General features: G+C 56.0%; 26 protein-coding genes. All 26 read right to left on the minus strand.

Features of this window, described 5'->3' with window-relative positions; genetic code table 11:
* Positions 1-13 precede the first annotated feature (13 nt).
* Entirely contained in the window at positions 14-730 is a 717-nt protein-coding gene (locus tag Q4T40_13115; protein MDT8902190.1) for a hypothetical protein, read from the minus strand.
* A gap of 64 nt (positions 731-794) precedes the next feature.
* Entirely contained in the window at positions 795-1,157 is a 363-nt protein-coding gene (locus Q4T40_13120; GenBank protein ID MDT8902191.1) for a DUF2829 domain-containing protein, read from the minus strand.
* Positions 1,158-1,223: 66 nt separating this feature from the next.
* Complete coding sequence (locus Q4T40_13125; protein MDT8902192.1) at positions 1,224-1,562, minus strand: hypothetical protein; 339 nt, start codon at positions 1,560-1,562, stop codon at positions 1,224-1,226.
* On the minus strand, positions 1,563-3,239 hold the full coding sequence (locus tag Q4T40_13130) for a portal protein (protein ID MDT8902193.1): 1,677 nt from the start codon (positions 3,237-3,239) through the stop codon (positions 1,563-1,565). It abuts the gene before it with no gap.
* Positions 3,239-3,562, minus strand: coding sequence for a hypothetical protein (locus Q4T40_13135; protein MDT8902194.1), 324 nt, complete (start codon positions 3,560-3,562; stop codon positions 3,239-3,241). Before Q4T40_13135 ends, Q4T40_13130 begins: the two co-directional genes overlap by 1 nt.
* Positions 3,563-3,577: 15 nt before the next feature.
* Positions 3,578-4,954: a hypothetical protein gene (locus Q4T40_13140; protein MDT8902195.1), complete on the minus strand. Its 1,377-nt coding sequence runs from the start codon at positions 4,952-4,954 to the stop codon at positions 3,578-3,580.
* A complete protein-coding gene (locus tag Q4T40_13145) occupies positions 4,866-5,336 on the minus strand; it encodes a phBC6A51 family helix-turn-helix protein (GenBank protein MDT8902196.1) in 471 nt (156 codons plus the stop codon). The genes Q4T40_13140 and Q4T40_13145 overlap by 89 nt, the downstream gene beginning before the upstream one ends.
* Positions 5,329-5,952 (minus strand): putative metallopeptidase, encoded by a 624-nt coding sequence (locus Q4T40_13150; GenBank protein ID MDT8902197.1) that lies wholly within the window; start codon positions 5,950-5,952, stop codon positions 5,329-5,331. Before Q4T40_13150 ends, Q4T40_13145 begins: the two co-directional genes overlap by 8 nt.
* A complete protein-coding gene (locus tag Q4T40_13155) occupies positions 5,936-6,199 on the minus strand; it encodes a hypothetical protein (protein MDT8902198.1) in 264 nt (87 codons plus the stop codon). Before Q4T40_13155 ends, Q4T40_13150 begins: the two co-directional genes overlap by 17 nt.
* A gap of 12 nt (positions 6,200-6,211) precedes the next feature.
* On the minus strand, positions 6,212-6,472 hold the full coding sequence (locus Q4T40_13160) for a hypothetical protein (GenBank protein ID MDT8902199.1): 261 nt from the start codon (positions 6,470-6,472) through the stop codon (positions 6,212-6,214).
* Positions 6,473-6,559: 87 nt separating this feature from the next.
* Positions 6,560-6,928, minus strand: a complete 369-nt coding sequence (locus Q4T40_13165) for a hypothetical protein (GenBank protein ID MDT8902200.1) — start codon at positions 6,926-6,928, stop codon at positions 6,560-6,562.
* The gene (locus tag Q4T40_13170; protein ID MDT8902201.1) at positions 6,925-7,206 is read right to left on the minus strand and encodes a hypothetical protein; all 282 of its coding nucleotides are present in this window, start codon (positions 7,204-7,206) and stop codon (positions 6,925-6,927) included. Before Q4T40_13170 ends, Q4T40_13165 begins: the two co-directional genes overlap by 4 nt.
* A 20-nt stretch (positions 7,207-7,226) precedes the next feature.
* Complete coding sequence (locus Q4T40_13175; GenBank protein MDT8902202.1) at positions 7,227-8,132, minus strand: phage Gp37/Gp68 family protein; 906 nt, start codon at positions 8,130-8,132, stop codon at positions 7,227-7,229.
* Complete coding sequence (locus Q4T40_13180) at positions 8,122-8,400, minus strand: hypothetical protein (protein ID MDT8902203.1); 279 nt, start codon at positions 8,398-8,400, stop codon at positions 8,122-8,124. The genes Q4T40_13175 and Q4T40_13180 overlap by 11 nt, the downstream gene beginning before the upstream one ends.
* Positions 8,387-8,620: a hypothetical protein gene (locus tag Q4T40_13185; GenBank protein ID MDT8902204.1), complete on the minus strand. Its 234-nt coding sequence runs from the start codon at positions 8,618-8,620 to the stop codon at positions 8,387-8,389. Before Q4T40_13185 ends, Q4T40_13180 begins: the two co-directional genes overlap by 14 nt.
* Positions 8,613-8,873, minus strand: coding sequence for a hypothetical protein (locus tag Q4T40_13190; protein MDT8902205.1), 261 nt, complete (start codon positions 8,871-8,873; stop codon positions 8,613-8,615). Before Q4T40_13190 ends, Q4T40_13185 begins: the two co-directional genes overlap by 8 nt.
* Positions 8,860-9,636 (minus strand): hypothetical protein, encoded by a 777-nt coding sequence (locus Q4T40_13195; GenBank protein ID MDT8902206.1) that lies wholly within the window; start codon positions 9,634-9,636, stop codon positions 8,860-8,862. Before Q4T40_13195 ends, Q4T40_13190 begins: the two co-directional genes overlap by 14 nt.
* Positions 9,633-9,887, minus strand: a complete 255-nt coding sequence (locus Q4T40_13200; GenBank protein ID MDT8902207.1) for a hypothetical protein — start codon at positions 9,885-9,887, stop codon at positions 9,633-9,635. Before Q4T40_13200 ends, Q4T40_13195 begins: the two co-directional genes overlap by 4 nt.
* The gene (locus Q4T40_13205; protein MDT8902208.1) at positions 9,856-10,740 is read right to left on the minus strand and encodes a hypothetical protein; all 885 of its coding nucleotides are present in this window, start codon (positions 10,738-10,740) and stop codon (positions 9,856-9,858) included. Before Q4T40_13205 ends, Q4T40_13200 begins: the two co-directional genes overlap by 32 nt.
* Positions 10,740-11,234, minus strand: a complete 495-nt coding sequence (locus Q4T40_13210) for a hypothetical protein (GenBank protein MDT8902209.1) — start codon at positions 11,232-11,234, stop codon at positions 10,740-10,742. Before Q4T40_13210 ends, Q4T40_13205 begins: the two co-directional genes overlap by 1 nt.
* A 1-nt stretch (position 11,235) precedes the next feature.
* On the minus strand, positions 11,236-11,562 hold the full coding sequence (locus Q4T40_13215; protein MDT8902210.1) for a VRR-NUC domain-containing protein: 327 nt from the start codon (positions 11,560-11,562) through the stop codon (positions 11,236-11,238).
* The gene (locus Q4T40_13220) at positions 11,559-12,155 is read right to left on the minus strand and encodes an MmcB family DNA repair protein (GenBank protein ID MDT8902211.1); all 597 of its coding nucleotides are present in this window, start codon (positions 12,153-12,155) and stop codon (positions 11,559-11,561) included. Before Q4T40_13220 ends, Q4T40_13215 begins: the two co-directional genes overlap by 4 nt.
* The gene (locus Q4T40_13225; GenBank protein ID MDT8902212.1) at positions 12,152-12,664 is read right to left on the minus strand and encodes a hypothetical protein; all 513 of its coding nucleotides are present in this window, start codon (positions 12,662-12,664) and stop codon (positions 12,152-12,154) included. The genes Q4T40_13220 and Q4T40_13225 overlap by 4 nt, the downstream gene beginning before the upstream one ends.
* A complete protein-coding gene (locus Q4T40_13230; protein MDT8902213.1) occupies positions 12,654-12,857 on the minus strand; it encodes a hypothetical protein in 204 nt (67 codons plus the stop codon). Before Q4T40_13230 ends, Q4T40_13225 begins: the two co-directional genes overlap by 11 nt.
* A gap of 13 nt (positions 12,858-12,870) precedes the next feature.
* Positions 12,871-13,542, minus strand: a complete 672-nt coding sequence (locus Q4T40_13235; GenBank protein MDT8902214.1) for a hypothetical protein — start codon at positions 13,540-13,542, stop codon at positions 12,871-12,873.
* A 26-nt stretch (positions 13,543-13,568) separates the two neighbouring features.
* Positions 13,569-13,760, minus strand: a complete 192-nt coding sequence (locus Q4T40_13240; GenBank protein MDT8902215.1) for a hypothetical protein — start codon at positions 13,758-13,760, stop codon at positions 13,569-13,571.
* Positions 13,761-13,799: the final 39 nt, after the last annotated feature.

Genomic DNA, 13,799 nt, shown 5'->3' on the forward strand with positions numbered 1-13,799 from the left:
GGGCATAAAAAAACTACTGACTATTGTTGAAGAACAGCGTCTTGATGCTGGGCGCGTTGGCCGGATCGCTGCCCCCGGGCAGGCTATCTTCCTTGACCGTGTTGCCCACGGCCAGCAGGAACTTGACAACCTCCTTGTGATTGCCCAGGCCCGACACGTTGAGCAGTTCACGCAGCTTGCCTTCTTTGTCATAGGCTTTAAGCGCGCGGTCAGCAATGCCCAGGTTTTCCTGCAGCTTGGCGCCGCCGATCTCCGGATCCTTCTCCGTTTCCTCGCCCCAGGCGTTGACCTGCTGATCGATCTGCTCCTTGAATTGCGCGACTTCCTTCTGCCGCTGCGCCTGATACATGGACGCGAACTCTTTGGCCGCACCGTTCGGCAGCTTGTACTTCTTGCCGATATCGGTGAACTGTTTGGCCAAATCCTGATCCAGCTTTACTTCAGCCGGCAGGCCGAAGTCATAATCCCCTTCGGGAACCTTCAGATCAGGATTGTTCGGATCAGCGGGCGGATTCTGCGGATCTGCCGGATTCGCAGGCGGCGGCGTCCCAGGCGCCGGGGGATTAGCAGGCGGGGGAGAACCGGGGGGAGGATTCGCCGGGGGATTAGCGGGAGGATTGGCAGGAGGATTCCCGGGCGGATCTCCTTCGGCAAACAACTGCAGATCGAACGAACTCACTCCCGCACCGGTGTTATCCTTGGCGGGAACAGAGTGTTTTTGGAATAACATGGACAGACCCCCTTTTGATTTTTGGGCAAACGAAAAGCGCCTAGCAGGTACTAAGCGCCTTCGATTATTGGACTATGAACCAATCATCGGCTAGGATATCGGATCCGCTGGGAACCCAATGCGCGAAGTCACCTTGCGCGGTGAACAGCATCAGGTACGGCCGGAAGCGGCACACCGTTCCTTCGGGGATCCCGGTTGCTTCGGACGTGTTTTTATTCAGCGGGATGCCATCGGGATATCCTTTTTGCAGGAAGGCATACATCCCTTTGCCGTTCCAGCCAATGCGGGCCACCTTGCGGCCATCCTTTATAGCCGTGAGCGCCACGGCGAAACCACAAGTGGCCACCGGCAGCGGTTCGCCATTCTTCCACCGATTGCCGCAGCTGCCGCAGACATTATCGCCATCAGGCCGGCGTTCCGTTTCCACCCGCGGACTTCTGCATTTGGGACACAACATACTATCTTCCCCTTTCAATTCGGCCGTTTTGGGCCATTATTCTCCGTCAGCTTCGCGCTGTTCGGCCAGCTTGACCATGCGGGCATCGTCGTTTTCGCGGATCAGACTTTCCCGCTGCATGATAGGGAACAGATCCGGATCAGCTTCCATCAGATCCTTGAAAAGTTCCTGGCCGACAGCCTGCATCCCGCAGTTATAGAAGGTTTTCGAATTGCCGGTGAACGGATTGCCGAACGTGCCGCACATATTGAGCAGCCGCATGATGAACCGGCGCCCAGCTGGTTCCTTGGCCACCTGGACGATATCGGACAGTTCCCGATCTCGCAGGTATTCGGCCACTTCTTCCAGCGTCTGCGGTTGCCGCTTGCTTGTCATCTACGCAGCACCCCCCATCAGGACGGTCAGCGCGTTGGACCGCGACATATCGGCCTGCGAAAGATTCTTCGCGGCATCGGCGGCAGCGGCGGCGCTGGCCATCATCTGCTGCTGCTGCAGCGCCTGTTCGCGGGCGGCGCGGATCTTGCGCACGTCCTCTATGCTGCGGACGATTTCCGGCGACAGGCCAACGGCTTCGGAATACTTCCGGACAGCCTGATCCAGATCCAGAACGTCCAGCACATCCGGCTGCGCGGTTGCGACCTGCGTGGCGAACGCCACAGCCTGCGCAATGGTGTTCGTGGCCACCATCTTCTGCGCTTGCGCTAAAATGCTGATGTAATCGACCTTGATCACCTTGCCGTGAAGTTCCCGGGGGATCTCCGGAAGGAGATTGGCACGCTGCAGGATGGCGAAGGACCGCGCGATCATCGGATCATAGAAGTCATTCTGCAGCCGTTCCAGCGTAGGCCCGATTATGAGCAGCTTTTCTTCATGCCGTTCTGCGACTTCGCGGGCGGTGATCTCCCGGCGATCCGATTCCACCATCATCAGGAACAGATCGGCGTAAAAGGCGCGCCGCACCCGCTGTTCAACGCGGTCAATCTCTGCAGCCAGGTGCTGAATGTTCTGGTTGACCAGGAACAACGGCGTGACCCCGTTGCCGCCGTTGTCATCGGCAAACGTGATCGATCCCGGCAGCAGGCTGATCAGCGTGGCTTTTGCAGAGGACGGCGCTTTGATCGGCGGCCTGTTGGCCAGCTTGATCGTCAGCAGCTTGTCCTTTTCCATCACCTGCAGCTGCTTAACCCCGGGCAGCGCTTTCCACCCCGGCCCGCGGCCGTAGTAATCGGCGCTGCGGAATACCTGCCAGCGCGGGACCATGATCGGAAATTCCTCGAACCCGCGAACCGCAAGATAGCGATCCTTTACGTTCGGTTCCCAATAGACGGAGCGGAACGGCTTGTTCAGCGCGTCCACCATATCCGGGATCCGTTCGTCATTCGGTTCGATCAGGTGATAAACCATGAACCGTTCGCCCAGCTTGCCATCTTTATAGCAGTTCCTTACTGCGTCCGATACCATATCCAGGCCAAATTCCTTGACCATATCATAGACCGTCATCAGCCGCTTGCGGGCGAAGGTGTTCACCCTGCCGTCCGGTCCGCACGCCACCGCGTATTCGCCGATGGTGAACGATGTGCCGCGCATAACGTTTTCGAAATCTTCCAGGATAGCCATCGCGCCTGTTCCCGGCCCGCCTAGTTCTTCGTAAACGTTATGAGTGCATTCGTAAATGTTGGTTCGGGCATAGATCCCAAGGATCTGTTCGGCACATTTGTCCAGGAATCGGCGCACCGGCGCGTATTCGGACAGTTCCGGATCCAGCAGGCCCAGCCGGAACCACGGCCGGGATAGGCTTGTCATGCCGCTTTGCATACCCGCTGCCAGGATGCCGTTCGCGTCAACAGCTGTTTCATTAATGATCTGACCGTCCCGGCGTTCGCCGCGATTCGGTTCATCATCATCAAAAGCCCCGCGATACGGCGCGATGTAACTGCAGATCTCCTTCCACCGCGGGCGCCAATTTTCATATACCTGGTAGCAATCTTCGAAGCGGCGTTCAATGAACTTTCTTTCCGGTAAGCCCCCCAGCTTGCGGGCCAGATTGTCCATTACTGACCCAGCAGCGTTTTACGCTGCACCGGCGCCGCGCCAGTAACCCCGCGCGGGCTGGTCAGCAGCGTTTTGCGCATCCCGGCAGCAGCCATCTGCTTGCGCCGTTCGTCGGCTTGCGCGACCTGGACATTAACATCCGTGGGCGCTGCGGCTGCGCTAGGGGGCGGAGCAGCAGCCTGTTCAGTTGCCGGCGCGTTCGGGACACCGGGCATCATGCCTTCCATAGCGGCACCAGCTGCTGCACCCATGGCGACAGGCGCAACCACAGCCGCGGTACTGGCGCCCATGCCCAGGCCGGTAAGAATTGGTACAGTACACATCGCTTTTCCTCCCCTCTAATCTTTGAATGGATCAAAATCCTGCCTTGCGAATACAACACCCCCTTGCTGTCGATACTGCGCGATAGCTTCCATTCTATCTTTAGGCTGAACCGGGAACGCGAAAGTTACGGCCAGGCCATCCCCAAGATCCGGAGACTTGCCCAGCCGCTTTTTGATATCGTCCTTGCTTTCCAGCTTCATGCGATTGTTCGCGTCATAGCTGAATGTAGGGACCACCAGATCCGTTTTCAGTTCGGGCAGGTTCGGGATCGCGCCGCCGAGCAGGAACCATTCGTACATCAGCCCCCACATTTCGCTGCGCTTATCCACATACTGATTCGGCGCTATCGGCGTGCCTCCAAAAGCGACTTCGGTGATATCGACATATCCCAGCTGCCGCATCCTGTCGATTATTCCGGCGCCGTGGCCGGCATCGCAGAATGTCATATCCGGCCGAAATGATTCCACCTTCCGCGTCAGGTGGCCGACCAGCGTCATGTTGTCCACCTTGCGGTAAATCTCCGGATTCAGCATCTGCAATCCCCAGCGTGGAACGAACACGCTGCGATCATCACCGAAGCGCGCCGGATCGACGCCAAGGATCTTAGGCGATCCCTGCAGATCCCGCGGCGTGAAGATCTTGGCAGCTGCGGCCGTGACGATATCGATGGTAAGCAGAACATTATCGGCCGATGCCGTGAAGTCGCACAGAAATTCCTGGCGGAACTGCGCATCGGACATTGTACGGCGCATATCTTCCAGTTCCTGCGGACTAAGCACGCCGGTTTCATCGGCCCGGAACAGCGCGCAGTACCACGCTGGATTGTTTTCAGCCATAGCCTTCTGCGCGTACAGGTAGATATCATAAAACTGATTCTGGCCTTTCGGCGTACCCATGAACACGCACCAGCCGTTCCGATCCGCCAGCAGCGGCCGGATAACCGATCCCCAAACATCAGGCTTAAACTGGCCGTATTCATCCAGGATTGCGCCGTCCAGGTAGATGCCGCGGATCGCGTCCGGATTGTCGGCGCCCATGATGTAGATCCGGGAAGTAGTTCCGTTGCAGTTCGGGATCTCCACCCACAGTTCGGATTCATTGACCTTCCGCCCGGGGAAGGGGATCGTGAACCGCTTCAGGTAATCCCAGGCGATCATCTTGGCCTGTTTGAGCAGCGGCGCCATGTACGCATAGCGGCCATGCGGCAGGCGAAGGTTGACGGCCATCTTGATCATATGATTAATCGCCAGATAGGTTTTCCCCATCCGGCGATGCGCTACGACCACATTGAAGCGATGCGATTCAAGGTTCGGATGAATTACTGTCTGCGGAAAGCGCGGCCGGTATGGGATTATCACCCGCTGCGGCTGCATCGCCGGCGCCTGATCCATCTAATTCACCCTCCCAAACGCAAACAAAAGCATGTTGCACCGGCCCGCCCTTCGGTCCCGATACTTCATGCTTCTGCTTTATTTCGCCGCGCAGTTCGAAGAACAATTTTGCGGCCGGGATATCTCCCATCTTCATCTTCCGGATTATCGCCATGTAACCATCGGCCACGGCGCTATCGGTGTACTTGTGAACGCGGTCCTGCAGGTACTTGTTGAACGCAGGATCCTGGCGCCATCGCCAGAGGGTACTTTCCGCAATTCCGACCTGCGCGCATTTCGCTTTCGCCGGCCGCATATCGTCAGGATTTATCAGCAGTTCAATGATAGCGATCTGTTCAGCCGTTGGAACGAAATCCTTGCAAATCTTTTCATCTTCAGGCATCATTACCACCTTCCAAAAGATCAGGCACTTCCGCGCCCGGGCTATTCCATTCCAGGCCGGCTTCGGCCAAGATGCTGGCGAAATCCTCCACGCTATGTTCTTCGATCCCGCCGTCAAACTTGATATGCTTCAGTTCGTGCAGCATCAGCCATGCCCGCTGCCGTTCGTCCAGGCACATCCCCATTATGTTCGGTTCATAGAACGTGATGATGAACCTGAAATCCGTCAGCGCCCGAAAGCTGTCACGGACCGCGCGGCATTCAGCCAGAACCATCTTCGCGCTGCCCTTCTTCTTCTTCGGCTCCCAGCTGGTGACGTAGCAGATCCGTTCCCGACCTATAAACCCATCGATCACAGCCGCCACTTCCATGCGCACATCAATAACCTTATCGGCCAGCGCGCGCAGATCCGGATCCACGCGGCAATCGTAGCACTCCACTTCATCCGTATCGTATTCCTTCACGATCCGGTTCCCATCGGGCAGATCCAGGATGATATCGAACCGCTTATGCGGGGGATCGCCAAGTTCAGGATTGCCGTCCATTTCCTTCCGCGTGCGCCGGCGCAGGATGACGCCGCGAACCGGGACGAACACCCGATCACCTTCCAGGAACATAATTCACATCCAATCCCGGCCGCTTCACGCGGATCGCCGGCAGCGTCTTGCCCAGCAACGTCAGCGGCGTTGTCCTGCACTCCCGGCAAACATCGCCCACGGTAACAGAACGCCCCTCTTTTTTGCACTTCAGCAGGAAGTCATACACGCGCTGTTCTTTTCGGGATAGCCGCACGTCCAGCACCCCAAAAATTAAAAGCGCCACCCATTTCAGGCGGCGCCGGATAATTTTACTCGATATCAACATAACACGGTTTTTTCATTTTGCGGAACTTGTCTGATAAAAATTTTCCTCCTTTTCATTATCCATCAGCTGCAGCGTCAGATCACCTTTGTCGTTCGTGAGCATCAGCAGGCAGGTATCCGGATTGATTTTTTGCGCATCGGCCGCTGTCAGTACGATCTTGCCACCCTTCCTGGCGATCAAGGCGCCCAGCAGCAGCGCGGGATCTGGATTGGTTATTCCGTGAGAGCGAAGCGCGCGATGAAAAGATGATTTTGATGGACAGGCACTTGACATTTTCACCCCTCCGGGCAGATTTTTCCGATTAAGGTAATAGCTGTTATTCTTGACCGCTTAGTCAAATTCCTGCCTTTGTCAAATAATTTAATACAATTGTCCTAGCTTGTCGGACTTTATTCCTAGTTGCCGCAATCCCTTCACCTGCTCAATTATCACATCCACCAGGGCAATCGCGGCCGGAACGGATTCGGCCTTCATATGTTCCACGCGCTGAAGTCCAAAGGCCGGCCGCATCACGCTGCGAATCGCTTCATAAAGCATCCAGTATGGACGCCTTCGCGGTTGCTCTACCTCCTGGACCCGGTTAGATAAATGCTGGTGAACTTCGTACCAATGGGACCGGCGCAGGGGATGGCAGATCTTTTCGCATGGCTTGTTTGCCAGATCCAGTTCCCGCAATATTTCCAGCTTTATTTCCCGCTTCAGCGCGGCCACATCAACGGCGCCGCTCATGCTTCCACCGCGCTTTCTTCGAAAACATCCACCACCGGCCCCATGTACGCCACTTCATCCAGGCGCACCCGGAGGATCACCCCGGGCAGGCCATCGAACTCCACCAGCAACGTCCCATTGTTTACGCCGACCACCGTTCCCTTCGTTTCCGGCTGCAGCACCAGCTGGTTCGTGTGCATGCCGGCCACCTTCATCCCGCCGAACGGTCCCTGATCGGTGATCGCCGGCAGCGTGATCACCATGACCTTCGGAATCTTCAGCACAACATGTTCGACCACCCGCGTCACCATGAACGCCATCAGCTGTTCACCACCTTCGGGAACTCTTTGTGCAGCTGGCCGTCCAGAAGATCCCCAGGCATTTCTTTGCCACGCCTGATGAAGTTCATAGGCGGATCCTCCATCGTCCAGCACCCGCGGTTCGGATACATCACCCGCTGCGTGCAATCCATATCCGGCAACCACGTTCCCCAGCTTTTGAAGAAGAACGGCACACCCGCGGCAGCACATTGATCGCGCGCGCTGCGGAACCAATCCGGATGCGCCGGCCGCGCATCCGGCCCGGATTCGGCGCCGGCAATAAACCAATCTATAAAGGGTTGTGTCCAGTAATAATTTAAGCCATCAGGCATCCGCCGAGCGCCATTCCATCCAAACGGTAACTTGATCGGCCCCAGCGCCGGTTCATAGGACACGAACCGCACCGCTGCCGGCACTTGCAGTAAAACCGGGATGCGCTTGTCCGCCCACTCCTGATTCTCTGCGGTCACGCCCATCCAAACATTCGGATAATCGATGCGTCGGCCCCGGCCGTTCATCCACCGCGCAAACGCCAGCAACCGTTCCGGCCGCTTAGTCAGCACCTGAAAGATATGATTCGCGGATCCGGCTGGCCATACAGCCCCACAGTCGAAAAAGATATCCCATACTTTTTCAATGAACGCGAACGGCACTTCTTCATGGAACAGATCGCCCATGCTGCCGATAAAGATCTTCCGCGGTTTCCGCCACCGCAACGGAAGATGCAGCTTATTTTCAGCCAGCGTCACCCGAAACGGATCTTCCGGATCATAGCCAGGCGTACCCATAGCCGCCTGCCGTTTGGCCATGGTCCGGGCATAGCAGTTCGCGCAGCCCGGGGAAATCGGATCGCATCCGTGGAATGGATTCCAGGTTTCATCCGTCCATTCGATCTTAGTGGCCACCCACGGCGCCCCCTTTCACCAGCTGCAGCTGCCCAGGCCGCGGCGCGTACCAATCATAATCCTGGCCGCGCTCAACCGCCACCAGCACGCGATCAATCGCGGAACGGTCCTGCGCCATGATCCGATTTTTCGCCACCTGCTTCGGCAGCTGCGCGTACATGCTTTCCCCGGCCGGAATAAACGCGACTACTTCGCCGGTTTTCTCCTTTTCGTAGCTTCCCGCCTGCGAAGTCCATTTCACCCGCGACCCAACTTTAATTTTGAACATTTTCAATTCCTCCCTTTCCGATCCAATCGCTGCGCAGCAGTTGGTAATTCAACAGCACCACGCCGGTATAACCCTTCTCCTGCTCGATCAGGTTGCATATTTCGTGGATATCGTCAAAGTTCGAAATGGCCTGTTTCCTGATGATTTCAAGGCATCCGAACCCATCCAGGAAATAGTAACTGACAAAATACCGATGGATCCACCCCGATTGATCAGGCATGGCCGGCGCCCTCCCATTGCCATTCTTTTAAAGTTACATTGTCGTTTTCGTCCCGGCAATTCTGGCAGATGGCTATCATATCGTCAAGATCATCAAAGTTTTCTGGCCGAATGGAGCAGTTCCCGCAATTCCTCATCGCTGCGATCTGCGCCCGCAGTTCTTCGATCTTGATCTGGTCCCGGGTTTTCTCACAATGGATGCAAACATTCTGCTGGCACGGCCGCAGCAGGAAAACGTGATCATGCTTTTCCATTGCCGCCGCCACCCTTCGGATAATTTTTGCAGGCCGGCGAACAGCCCGCTTTTCCTCCCCGATACATGCAATCGCCGCACAAAACATCCTGAAGATCTGCCGGCAGCTGCGCGGCCCGCCTGTTTTCGTCGGCCACCGGATCCGTGAAATCGCATAGCATTTCCTGGCGGAACTGAACATCAGGCATCGGCCCCGGGCATTCCGGAAACTCATAATACCCGCGATCACGGTTCTTCTGCTGCACCTTCTCCTTCGCGGCCACCGGATCCACCCCATGCCGGCACTTCAGGATGTAAAGCAGTGTTTCGCAGCTGGTTTGCAGATCCACCAATTCTTCGGCCAGCGCCGGCCAATCTTCTTTTGCTAACTCTGCCCATACCTCCCGCAATTCGCTTTTGATGTGCCAATACTGCTGTTCGATACTGGCATTGGCGAACTTCAGGCCGGGGATCAGTTCGGACCGGCGCAGGCGATCCAGTTCCCGGGCCATCTTTTCGTTCTCCTGGTAGGCTTCGGCCACCATTACGAACTGCGCAAAGTGATCATAAAGCACCGTTCGGCCACTTCCCCTTGTGCAATTGGCGGCAATTCTGATCGGAATCGCATCCACGCCATACTTCTGGCGGATCATCCTGGCCTGCGATTCAGTTCCACATATCACACTTGCCCCGATCTTCCGAGCCGCTTCACAGATCGCCGTTGTTTTACCGGTCTGCCTTATCCGCATTTCAATATCCATAAAATCATTCAGCATTTCGGTCACTTTTCATCACCCTTTCCCAAATATTCAACCTTGCCCGCGGCGATCAGCGCCGCCTTGTCCGGATATCCGCAGCCTTCCGCATGCGCGTTCGTCAGTTCGGCCAGCAACCGACCGCAGACCAGACACCGGCAGGCGCCACGGAAATGAACCCCTTTGAAGTGCAGCGCCCGCGGCGGATCCGGCCGGCCCTGATTATAGACCGCCGCCTTGCTATGCTTGTCAACCCTCCGAGATCCCGCCATCGTGCGCATCAGCTTCACCCTTTCCCACAGATCCGGTAAACCCTAAAACCTCCTTGTATCTTGCCGGCCGCGACCAGATCTGATGAACCATCTTCCATTCATCCGAATAATCTTTCCATGCCCTGCCCTGATACAACTGCGCAAACGGTAGCGCCCCAAAATCAAAAACGGTCCGCAGCCTGTCCAGATTTTCTTCCATATCATTGCCGATCAGGACATACACCCGGATCTTCCACCGCGGGAACCCCGCCGCCAACAGCTTTTTGATCGCTGGTTCGACGATCCGAAGGGATCCCCGCGTATCAGCTGCCAGCCAAAGTTCTTCCACCCGCAGCCCACGCAGTTCTTCGACCACCCAATCAGTCAGCAGCGCCGCTTCAAGCCCGCCCTTGAACATGATCCTGGCCTGCCCCTTCAGCATATCGAACACCGAACGTAGATGCGGCGGGGAAGTAGCCAGCACGTTATTATCGCCGACGATATGCCCAGGCCAGATTTTAAGTTCGCGCAGCCTTCCTTCCCTGACAGGGACAAAGCAAGGCGCCAATTCATCCCCAAAATCCCACACGCAGCTGTTAGTACATCCCCGGCTAGTGATGGTTATCCCCTGCTTACAATACAGGCCAGGAGTAAATTCGCCGCCAGGATCATCGAACGCAGGCCCGCCAACCTTTACCGGCTTATCAGTTTGCGCCTGCCAATCCAACTGCAGTTTCAGCGCCCTTGGAATATCCCATGTGAAAACGCATACCACATGCACTTCATCATGGTCAGGTATAAACAGCCCCGGGCTACCAAAGAAGCAGAGATCATCATCCGGGCAGTAACTGGTCCGCCTTGCAAAAACCCTGATTATTCGCATCACAGCAACCCCCTGGCCACGGCCGCGCGAACCGTGATCTGAATGATGAAATCCCAATAGCCTTCCAGCGTCTGCTTGCTGCGGTATGTATCAGCTTCATCCTTGGCATGCAGCTTGGCCATTTCCGCCGCGAACTCCGTTTCCGCCTGCCGCATCCACCCCTGCGATCCCCGCTTCCACCGATGCTTCCGCCAGATCCGGATCACGATCAGGTACATTTCAGGCAGGCCGGCTTCGACCTCCCGGATCAACGCCAGCCAGCGCCGCACCTTTTCCGTATCTTCTTCCGCATCCAGGATCGCCATCGTTTTCCGGACAGTGGGATCCGATATCGCCGATGCGTTCCGGCATTGATCCCCCCGCAGAGAGGACGGCCCCGCTTCTTCCACATCCTTGATCCGTTCGGTCAGCAGCTCCAGCTGATCTTCATAATGCTTCATGTACTTTTCGGCCACGCGATTCTGCTTAAAATACCGGTCAACCAGATGCGCCATCTTATCCCCTCCCTATCAGATCCATGATATCTTCCAGACCGCGGACGATCCGGTATTCCCCGCCATGCGCCCGCACTTCGTTCATAAACTCGATCTGTTCCGGCTTTTGCCGGCCGGTTTTGGTCTTGTACTCCACGAACACTACGCGCCCCCGGCGAAGGATCAGCCGATCCGAAAACCCCTTCTTGATCCGGCGCTTGTTCTGGATCTCCCGCACATACCATCCGGCCCGCTGCAGCGCTTCGTCACATTCGGCTTCCACCGCCGATTCCAGGCGATCATCCGGCCGCTGCTTGAAATCAAACCCTTCCGGCCAGCGAATTGTCATAGTTGATACCCTTCCGGAACCGCCATTGCCGGCCTTCCGCGTTTCAATGCGTAAAGTTCATTCTGAACATCGTAATAACTGTCACGCCAATTCTTGATAGTCCGTTCATCCTCTGCTGCCTTGCTTTCCAATTTACGAACTTTCCTGACAGCGGCCTTTACTTTCTCTGTTTCCGAATAGGTTCGGTTGAAAACCAGATACTTGAAAACCTCGAAAAGTTTAGGCTGATCTAATTCTCGCCGACGCGCTTTTTTGATGATCGTGAGCGCGCCGCGCTCGTTGCAAAAGATTAGCCCTATCCCTTCGGGCAGTTCGTGCGGACCTACCATGTTTTCCGGAACCACAAAGTAGAACGACGAGCAAACCGGTAAATACTCTTGCCATTTAACATCCCGAAGGAAGTCGCTACGGCTGACTTTAACCTCAAAGCCTTCAGTAAACAGGTTGATAAATTGCCGGTCCTTGACCGCAAACCCATCCAGAATGCGCTGCTGGCGGCCGTAATAGCTCCCATCCTTTACGTGGGCAAAGAACCGAAACTTGCGTTTGCGGCAATATTCGCCCAATGCCCGAAGTATGTCAGATTCAGTCACCGCTGCACCTTCTCCCGCAGCTGGCGCCGCAGTTCTTTGTTTTCCACGTCCAGCATATCGGCCCGCTTCATCTGCTCATCACGCCCCCGGGCGATCACTTCACGCTGGTTCGTCACGCTATCCAGCTTATCAAGCAGCTGGCGGACCTTCACGATTACGGCGCCGGGATCGCATTTCGCTGCTTCCGCCTTCGGATCCACCAGCGCATCGATCCGCTGCAGCGCCTTCCACAGCGATTGATTGGAATAAGGGACAGGCGCAACCGTCCCGGGCGGCATCGCGTTTACGCCGGCCATCGTCGCTTCGATCTCCGGATCTACTTTGTAAACAATCGGCTGCATATCCCCGATAAGTGACATTTTTCGGCCACACACAGAGCATGAAAAAGCCACCACGCCGGATTCCAATTCCACCAGCGTTTCTTCGATCAGCCGGCGCTGCACCGACGTCAGGTTGTTTTCCTTCAGCGCCCTGGACAGAAGGCTTTTGCAGCGCTCATTATCCGCCACGAACGTCACCCCCCTGCTTCGGGAAAAGAACGCGAATATCTATGTAATGATTCTTTTTGCGCAGCCCCAGGCGAAGGACGATCTGACAAGCAGGGCAGCAGCACAGCGCGTATCCCTTGATATCCGGTTCAACCCCGGCGATGCTCAACCGCTGGCCGCAGCCAGGGCAATAGATGATATCTTGTTCCACCACGTTCATCCTCCCCCTACTTGTACTTATCATTCTTATACCAGCAGCTGCAGCTTACCTTGATCACCGGCAGGCCCGATCCTTCTTCCGGCTTATATTCAACGATCCCCAGACCGTTGCACTTCGGGCAATCAGGAACTGCCAATCGCTTTGCCTTTTCAAAACGGTTCATCTGATCGTTCTCCCAAATTTCCTGTGGCGTCAACCCTTTCAAATTTTCCGCCCCCTGCCCGTGTTTTTTTTCTTTCTTACCATTAGAACCTTTATTACCCTTTCTTGTTTGTGTCCGCGACCTGTCCGCCTGCTGTTCGCCTGCTGTCCGCGAATTGTCCGGTTTACTGTCCGGATAGCTGTCCGCATTTTCGGGAACTGTTTGGTATAACTCCCAATTTACAACGGTTACAAGGCTAAATTTGTTGTTCGCCTGAATGTCTATGGAACTGTTCGTTTTTAGGAAGTTCATGGCGCGCCACACCGCAGAAGGTGATAACTTTAATTCTTTTGCCGCCTTTTCCCGGCCGAAGATAAATTGTCCCGGTTTCAGTTCAATGCGCTGTAGCCCCACAAGTTGACTGTGTTCTTTGTAACTGGCCTTCATCAAGCACCAGCACCATACCCGCCACAGCCGTTCATTTTGAAATATCGGCCCTCCCATCGAACAGCGCCACAGCTTTACATAGCCGTCCATAAAATTACCCCTTTATCCCGGCCTGATCAGTTCGGTTTCCTCCGTATCTGCCGCGGTTTCTTCTCCGGTATAACCACCACCGGTTCCTCCACTTTATGCCTAGCGCCCCGGTGTTCCCGCTTCCATCCCTTTAGCATGATATCCCGGGATGCGGCCGTGTCCGTTTCGATCTGCAGCTTGGACCCACAGGAACAGGAATAGGTTTCTTCGATCAGCATGATATGCCCCCCCTGCGGGGGAAAGGCGCCGGCGCCGGC

Source organism: Selenomonadales bacterium 4137-cl, from assembly GCA_032334055.1.
Taxonomy (GTDB): Bacteria; Bacillota; Negativicutes; order Sporomusales; family UBA7701; genus Anaeroselena; species Anaeroselena agilis.

What these genes read in the sequence shown, in the direction of transcription:
- Q4T40_13115 (MDT8902190.1), bottom strand. Translation starts at nt 730, where the DNA reads ATGTTATTCCAAAAACACTCTGTTCCCGCCAAGGATAACACCGGTGCG.
- Q4T40_13125 (MDT8902192.1), bottom strand. Translation starts at nt 1,562, where the DNA reads ATGACAAGCAAGCGGCAACCGCAGACGCTGGAAGAAGTGGCCGAATAC.
- Q4T40_13130 (MDT8902193.1), bottom strand. Translation starts at nt 3,239, where the DNA reads ATGGACAATCTGGCCCGCAAGCTGGGGGGCTTACCGGAAAGAAAGTTC.
- Q4T40_13135 (MDT8902194.1), bottom strand. Translation starts at nt 3,562, where the DNA reads ATGTGTACTGTACCAATTCTTACCGGCCTGGGCATGGGCGCCAGTACC.
- Q4T40_13140 (MDT8902195.1), bottom strand. Translation starts at nt 4,954, where the DNA reads ATGGATCAGGCGCCGGCGATGCAGCCGCAGCGGGTGATAATCCCATAC.
- Q4T40_13145 (MDT8902196.1), bottom strand. Translation starts at nt 5,336, where the DNA reads ATGCCTGAAGATGAAAAGATTTGCAAGGATTTCGTTCCAACGGCTGAA.
- Q4T40_13150 (MDT8902197.1), bottom strand. Translation starts at nt 5,952, where the DNA reads ATGTTCCTGGAAGGTGATCGGGTGTTCGTCCCGGTTCGCGGCGTCATC.
- Q4T40_13155 (MDT8902198.1), bottom strand. Translation starts at nt 6,199, where the DNA reads ATGTTGATATCGAGTAAAATTATCCGGCGCCGCCTGAAATGGGTGGCG.
- Q4T40_13160 (MDT8902199.1), bottom strand. Translation starts at nt 6,472, where the DNA reads ATGTCAAGTGCCTGTCCATCAAAATCATCTTTTCATCGCGCGCTTCGC.
- Q4T40_13165 (MDT8902200.1), bottom strand. Translation starts at nt 6,928, where the DNA reads ATGAGCGGCGCCGTTGATGTGGCCGCGCTGAAGCGGGAAATAAAGCTG.
- Q4T40_13180 (MDT8902203.1), bottom strand. Translation starts at nt 8,400, where the DNA reads ATGTTCAAAATTAAAGTTGGGTCGCGGGTGAAATGGACTTCGCAGGCG.
- Q4T40_13185 (MDT8902204.1), bottom strand. Translation starts at nt 8,620, where the DNA reads ATGCCTGATCAATCGGGGTGGATCCATCGGTATTTTGTCAGTTACTAT.
- Q4T40_13190 (MDT8902205.1), bottom strand. Translation starts at nt 8,873, where the DNA reads ATGGAAAAGCATGATCACGTTTTCCTGCTGCGGCCGTGCCAGCAGAAT.
- Q4T40_13200 (MDT8902207.1), bottom strand. Translation starts at nt 9,887, where the DNA reads ATGCGCACGATGGCGGGATCTCGGAGGGTTGACAAGCATAGCAAGGCG.
- Q4T40_13205 (MDT8902208.1), bottom strand. Translation starts at nt 10,740, where the DNA reads ATGCGAATAATCAGGGTTTTTGCAAGGCGGACCAGTTACTGCCCGGAT.
- Q4T40_13210 (MDT8902209.1), bottom strand. Translation starts at nt 11,234, where the DNA reads ATGGCGCATCTGGTTGACCGGTATTTTAAGCAGAATCGCGTGGCCGAA.
- Q4T40_13215 (MDT8902210.1), bottom strand. Translation starts at nt 11,562, where the DNA reads ATGACAATTCGCTGGCCGGAAGGGTTTGATTTCAAGCAGCGGCCGGAT.
- Q4T40_13235 (MDT8902214.1), bottom strand. Translation starts at nt 13,542, where the DNA reads ATGGACGGCTATGTAAAGCTGTGGCGCTGTTCGATGGGAGGGCCGATA.
- Q4T40_13240 (MDT8902215.1), bottom strand. Translation starts at nt 13,760, where the DNA reads ATGCTGATCGAAGAAACCTATTCCTGTTCCTGTGGGTCCAAGCTGCAG.